This is a genomic window from Microbacterium sp. K35, assembly GCF_004794375.1.
GTDB lineage: Bacteria > Actinomycetota > Actinomycetes > Actinomycetales > Microbacteriaceae > Microbacterium > Microbacterium sufflavum.
The window spans coordinates 1-4,987 of record NZ_SSDM01000416.1; the positions used below are offsets into that span (position 1 = coordinate 1).

The following is a 4,987-nucleotide window of genomic DNA, read 5'->3' on the forward strand; positions in this document are numbered from 1 at the left end:
ACGCCCCGGTGCGCGTCCGCGCCCCGGGGCGTCGAAGAAGGCCCCGGCGCCCGCGACCCGCAAGGTCGTGTTCGACGCCGCACCCGCCGCGGCGGAGGAGCCGCGCACGTTCCGGCTGGGCGCCGTGCCCGGTGCCACTCCCGGCACCTGGATCGACCGGTGGAAGCAGCGCCTCCCCGACGTGCCCCTCGAGCTCGTCCCGATCGAGGTGGCCGCGCAGCGCTCGGCTCTCGACGACCTCGACGCCGCCCTCGTCCGCCTGCCGCTCGACGACGCGTCGTTGCACGTGATCCCGCTGTACGACGAGGTGCCCGTGGTCGTGGCCGCCGCGGACTCCCACCTGATGGCCGCGGACGAGCTCACCCCCCGCGACCTGGACGGCGAGGTGCTCATCGCGCTGAGTGACGACGTGTGGGGCGGCCTCGCGCTCCCCGGGACGACGGCCGCGCGGTTCGCACCCCTCGCCACGTCCGACGCGATCGCCACCGCGGCCTCGGGCGTGGGCGTGGTGATCGTGCCGATGTCGCTCGCACGCCTGCACCACCGCAAGGACGCCGACCACCGCGTGCTGGCGGGCGGCCCCGTGTCGACCGTCGCGCTGGCCTGGCGCCGCGACCGGACGACGCCCGACGTCGAGGCGTTCGTCGGGATCGTGCGCGGACGCACCGCGAACTCGTCCCGCTGAGCGCGTCGGCGCCGTCCCGGCCCCTCGTTAGAATCTCCTGATGGCCTCGCTCCTCTATGTCTGCGTGCGTCCCGAGGTCGGGGCGGCCGACGCCGAGCACGCCTCCTTCCGCCGGGCGCTCGGCGTCGACGTGGTCGACCGGCTCGACCTCCTGCATGAGCCGCTGAGCCCCGCGCATCTGGAGCGCTACCGGGGCATCGTGATCGGGGGATCGCCGTTCAACGTGAGCGACCGGGTGAAGAGCCCGACGCAGCAGCGCGTGGAGGCCGATCTGGAGACGATCGCGCACGCCGCGACCGCGGCCACCGTGGCGGCGTTCTTCACGTGCTTCAGCATCGGCGTGCTCACGCGGATGCGGGGCGGCGAGGTGGTCACGACCATGCCGGAGCCGGCGAGCGCGACCGTGATCCGCACGACGGCGGAGGGCGACGCCGACCCCGTGTTCGGGCCGAGCGGGCCCGCGCTCACGGTGTTCACCGCGCACAAGGAGAGCGCCGCGGCCGTGCCTCCGGGCGCGGTGCTGCTCGCCACGAACGACGCCTGCCCCGTGCAGGCCTACCGGGTGGGGTCGCACCTGTACGCGGCGCAGTTCCACCCGGAGCCCACGCCGCGCGACTTCGCCGACCGGATGACGTTCTACCGCACCACGGGCTACTTCGACCCCGAGCGGTTCGACGCCGTGCAGCGGGAGGTGCTCGCGGCGTCGGTCACCGAGGGGGCCGCGCTGCTGCGGCGCTTCGCGGAGACCTTCGTCTGAGCCGTCACCGCGCCCTCACGCGGAGGCGCCACCGCGCAGCAGCTCGATCCGCTCGCGGAGATACGACTCCAGGGGCATGAAGCCGCCCGCGGTGCTCCACCGCACCGACGGCACCCCGTCGACGAGGGCGAGCGGGCCCGAGGAGCCGCCCGCGTCCACCCCGGCGACGTCGATCACGCTCCAGCCCACGTGCACCACCTCGCCCTCCCGGAAGCCACCGCGCAGAGCCTCCGCTCGGCGCTCGGCGCGCGCCCGTGCCGACTCGGCCGTGTAGCCGCGGCGTCCGGGGTCGGCCGCCCGCAGCACCTCGGCGGTGGCGAGGGCGTGCGTGTCGGTGAGCAGCAGCACGCCCAGATGCCAGGCGTCCCCCACGCGCACGATGCGGCGACCCCGCCAGCGCGACTCCCGTTCCTCGCCGAGCCCCTCGCGCGGCACCCCGGCGAGCGCGGCCACCGCGTCGGTCAGCAGGGCGGAGGCGGAGGTCACAGCTCCCCCTGCCTGGTGCGGTCGGCGAGGGCGGGCCCGACCACCGGAGCGCGGTCGCCGCGGAGGGTCATGCCGATCAGCGGGTACAGCAGCACGGACAGCATGCCGGCACCGACGAGCGCCGCGGCCGTGCCCGTGTCGAGCATGTCCTGATCCACGCCGATACCGGTGACGGCCACGATGATGGGCAGACCGGTCGCGGCGAGCAGGCCCAGGGCGGTGCGGTCGCGCAGGCCCGCTCCCGCCGGCGCGGACAGTTGTGCGGCCGACCCGCGGAACACCAGCAGCGCGACCAGGAACACCGGCACCAGCGCCAGTGCCGTCGGCGACGACCGCAGCGCGTCGAGGTCGAACGTGACGCCGGTGTAGAGGAAGAAGATCGGCACGAGGAAGCCGAACGCGATCGCCTCGATCTTGCTCTCCACCTCCTCGGCGTCCTTCTTCGGGGCCCGCGCCATGATGATCCGCCAGATCGCGCCGGCGACGAACGCCCCCAGCAGCATGTCGAGGTCGAGCATCACGCTGAGTCCGACCAGGGCGGCGATCAGCAGGATCACGAACCGCACCCCGAACTGGTCGGAGGTGTGCAGCGTCGCCCGCACGATGCCGTGCAGTCGCCCGTGCGGCATGCGGTGGGCGATCAGGACGGCGAGTCCGGCGAGCACCACGAAGGTCAGCAGGACCGCGGTCGCCAGGGGCGTGGTCCTGGTGCTGAGGAACAGGGAGATGGCGATCAGCGGCAGGAACTCCCCGACCGCCCCGATCGTGCTGATCGCCCGGCCGAACGGGGTGTCCAGCTCCCGCGCATCGCGGAGGATCGGCATGAGCGTGCCGAGGGCGGTGGAGCTGAGGGCGATCCCGATGACGACCATGCCCTCCCCCGGCGCGAAGAAGAACCCGAGCCCGATCCCGAGCAGCACGCTGAGCAGCCACCCGAGCGACGCCCGCGCGAGCGGCTTCCCGGCGACCGTGCGGAAGTCGATCTCGGAGCCGGCGACGAAGAACAGCACGGCCAGGCCGAAGTCGCTCAGCTTCTCCAGCAGCGGACCCGGCTCGACCCAGCCGAGCACGGCGGGGCCGACGAGGATCCCCAGCACGAGCTCGAACACGATGATCGGCACGCGCACGAGCGGCCGGACGCCCCGGGCGAGCAGAGGGGCGGCGACCGCCAGCAGGGGGATCAGCACCAGGCCGACGTCGCTCGCGTCCACGGTCTCAGGGTAGCGACGCCCCCGGCGATTCGCTCCCCGCCCGCGCGACACGGCAGAATCGAGGCACACCCTGGAGGAGCCCCCATGAGCCAGCCCGATACCGCCCGCCTGCTGATCGCCTGCGACGACCAGCCCGGCATCGTCGCCGCGGTCGCCGGTGTGCTCGCGCGGCACGGTGCGAACATCATCTCGCTCGACCAGCACTCCACCGACTCCGAGGGCGGACGCTTCTTCCAGCGCACCGTCATCCACCTCCCCGGTCTGGCCGCCGCGCGCCCCGCGCTCGAGGCCGACATCGCCGACGTCGCGGAGCGCTTCGGCATGGAGTGGTCGCTGCACGACGTGTCCCGGCGCAAGCGCGTCGCGATCTTCGTGTCCAAGTACGACCACTGCCTCATGGAGCTGCTGTGGCGCACGCAGCGCGGGCAGCTCGACATCGACATCACCATGGTCGTGTCGAACCATCCCGACCTCGCCGAGGCCGTGCGCTCGTTCGGCGTGCCGTTCGTGCACATCCCCTCGGGCGACAAGCAGGCCATGGAGGAGCGACAGCTCGAGCTGCTGCAGGGCAACGTCGACCTGGTCGTGCTCGCCCGCTACATGCAGATCCTCACGGACGACTTCATCACGCGCCTCGAAGCCCCCGTCATCAACATCCACCACTCGTTCCTGCCCGCGTTCATCGGCGCCAACCCGTATGCCAGGGCCAAGGAGCGCGGCGTGAAGCTGATCGGGGCGACCGCGCACTACGCCACGGCCGACCTCGACGAGGGGCCGATCATCGAGCAGGACGTCACGCGGGTGACGCACTCCGAGTCCGCCGCCGAACTGCAGAGCCGCGGCGCCGACGTCGAGCGCCTCGTGCTCGCCCGGGCCGTGCAGTGGCACGCCGAGGACCGCGTGATCGTGCACGGCCGCTCGACCGTCATCCTCTGACCCGCCTCACGTCTCCGGGAGCCCGGCGAGCACGTCGACGGCGAGACCGTGGGACGCCGCGGTGGGGAGTGACGGTCGTACCTCGCCGTTGTCGGGTTCATTCTCGCCGCGGGTGCAGCGATCGCAGCGCTGCCTGGCGGGGTAGCTGTCAGCGCCGTGCTGTACACGGTTGGTGCGGGCGCAGTTGCGGCGATCGCGACCGTGGCAGGCAACGCGTCCGGCGAAGGTCGCTGCCTCAAGCTCGACGTCCCGTCGTTCATTCCCACGAGCGTGAAGTGTTAGGTTTGCCCGCATGCTCTGGGTGATGATGTCTGCGATGTTCTTCTTGGTGGTGTTCTTCGCCATCGCGAGCAGGTCACATAAGAAGCACCGCAAGAACCGACGTACGCCGCGCGAGTAGAGCCGGCAGTGGGCGTAGTTCCGCAGCGATCGCCCGCGCTTCCGCCCGACGGAAGTGCGGGCGTTTTGCTGCACAGACCGACACGGGTGCACTGAGATCGCCAACGAATCACTCCCAGGCATGCCGGTTCTCCCGAATCCGGCTATCAAGCTCAGAGGTCGCACGGGATAGTCGATCAGGCAGCCTCTCGTCCCGGATCCACTCGACGAGGACACGCCCATCGACAAGCCCGGCGGCGAGCTCGGCGAACACGTCGGCGGCGGTGGTGCCGCGGGCGAGCGGAGCCGCCTGGCCCAGCCACAGCGACTGCAGCTCGCCGAGGTTCTGCTCCCCGGCCGCCGTGCGGAAGCGCCCCGTGAGCCAGTTCTGCATCGGGAAGGGGGCGATGGTGCCGCTCGCCTCGATCGCCCGCACGGCGCGGTTGCGGGCGCCGCGCGCGAGCCGTCCGCTCATCGCCCGGGTCAGGACGGTGTCGTCCGCGGCGGTCGCGCGGATCGCGTCCCGGTGCGCCG

7 protein-coding genes are annotated in these 4,987 nt (G+C 72.3%); 3 read left to right on the plus strand and 4 right to left on the minus strand.

Translation table 11 applies throughout. The features are described 5' to 3' along the window. Positions 1–67 precede the first annotated feature (67 nt). Together DW299_RS17305 and DW299_RS17310 are read left to right on the plus strand one after the other, a co-directional pair. Positions 68–685, plus strand: coding sequence for a LysR family substrate-binding domain-containing protein (locus DW299_RS17305; RefSeq protein ID WP_136037332.1), 618 nt, complete (start codon positions 68–70; stop codon positions 683–685). Between the two features lie 40 nt (positions 686–725). Beyond that, entirely contained in the window at positions 726–1,442 is a 717-nt protein-coding gene (locus DW299_RS17310) for a glutamine amidotransferase-related protein (protein ID WP_136037327.1), read from the plus strand. Between the two features lie 15 nt (positions 1,443–1,457). Here DW299_RS17310 and DW299_RS17315 read toward each other — a convergent pair whose 3' ends face one another. Then, positions 1,458–1,928 carry a glutaminase gene (locus tag DW299_RS17315; RefSeq protein ID WP_136037328.1) on the minus strand — a complete coding sequence of 157 codons (471 nt, stop codon included), beginning with the start codon at positions 1,926–1,928 and terminating at the stop codon, positions 1,458–1,460. Beyond that, the gene (locus DW299_RS17320; RefSeq protein ID WP_136037329.1) at positions 1,925–3,139 is read right to left on the minus strand and encodes a cation:proton antiporter; all 1,215 of its coding nucleotides are present in this window, start codon (positions 3,137–3,139) and stop codon (positions 1,925–1,927) included. The genes DW299_RS17315 and DW299_RS17320 overlap by 4 nt, the downstream gene beginning before the upstream one ends. Before the next feature lie 84 nt (positions 3,140–3,223). On the opposite strand from DW299_RS17320, the gene purU reads away from it, so the two are divergent. Further along, positions 3,224–4,075: a formyltetrahydrofolate deformylase gene (gene purU / locus DW299_RS17325; protein WP_136037330.1), complete on the plus strand. Its 852-nt coding sequence runs from the start codon at positions 3,224–3,226 to the stop codon at positions 4,073–4,075. Positions 4,076–4,081: 6 nt separating this feature from the next. Here purU and DW299_RS17330 read toward each other — a convergent pair whose 3' ends face one another. Continuing rightward, complete coding sequence (locus DW299_RS17330) at positions 4,082–4,420, minus strand: hypothetical protein (RefSeq protein ID WP_136037331.1); 339 nt, start codon at positions 4,418–4,420, stop codon at positions 4,082–4,084. 163 nt (positions 4,421–4,583) lie between these two features. Continuing rightward, the coding region (locus tag DW299_RS17335; RefSeq protein ID WP_205814442.1) for a nitronate monooxygenase at positions 4,584–4,987 on the minus strand (404 nt) is incomplete at its 5' end.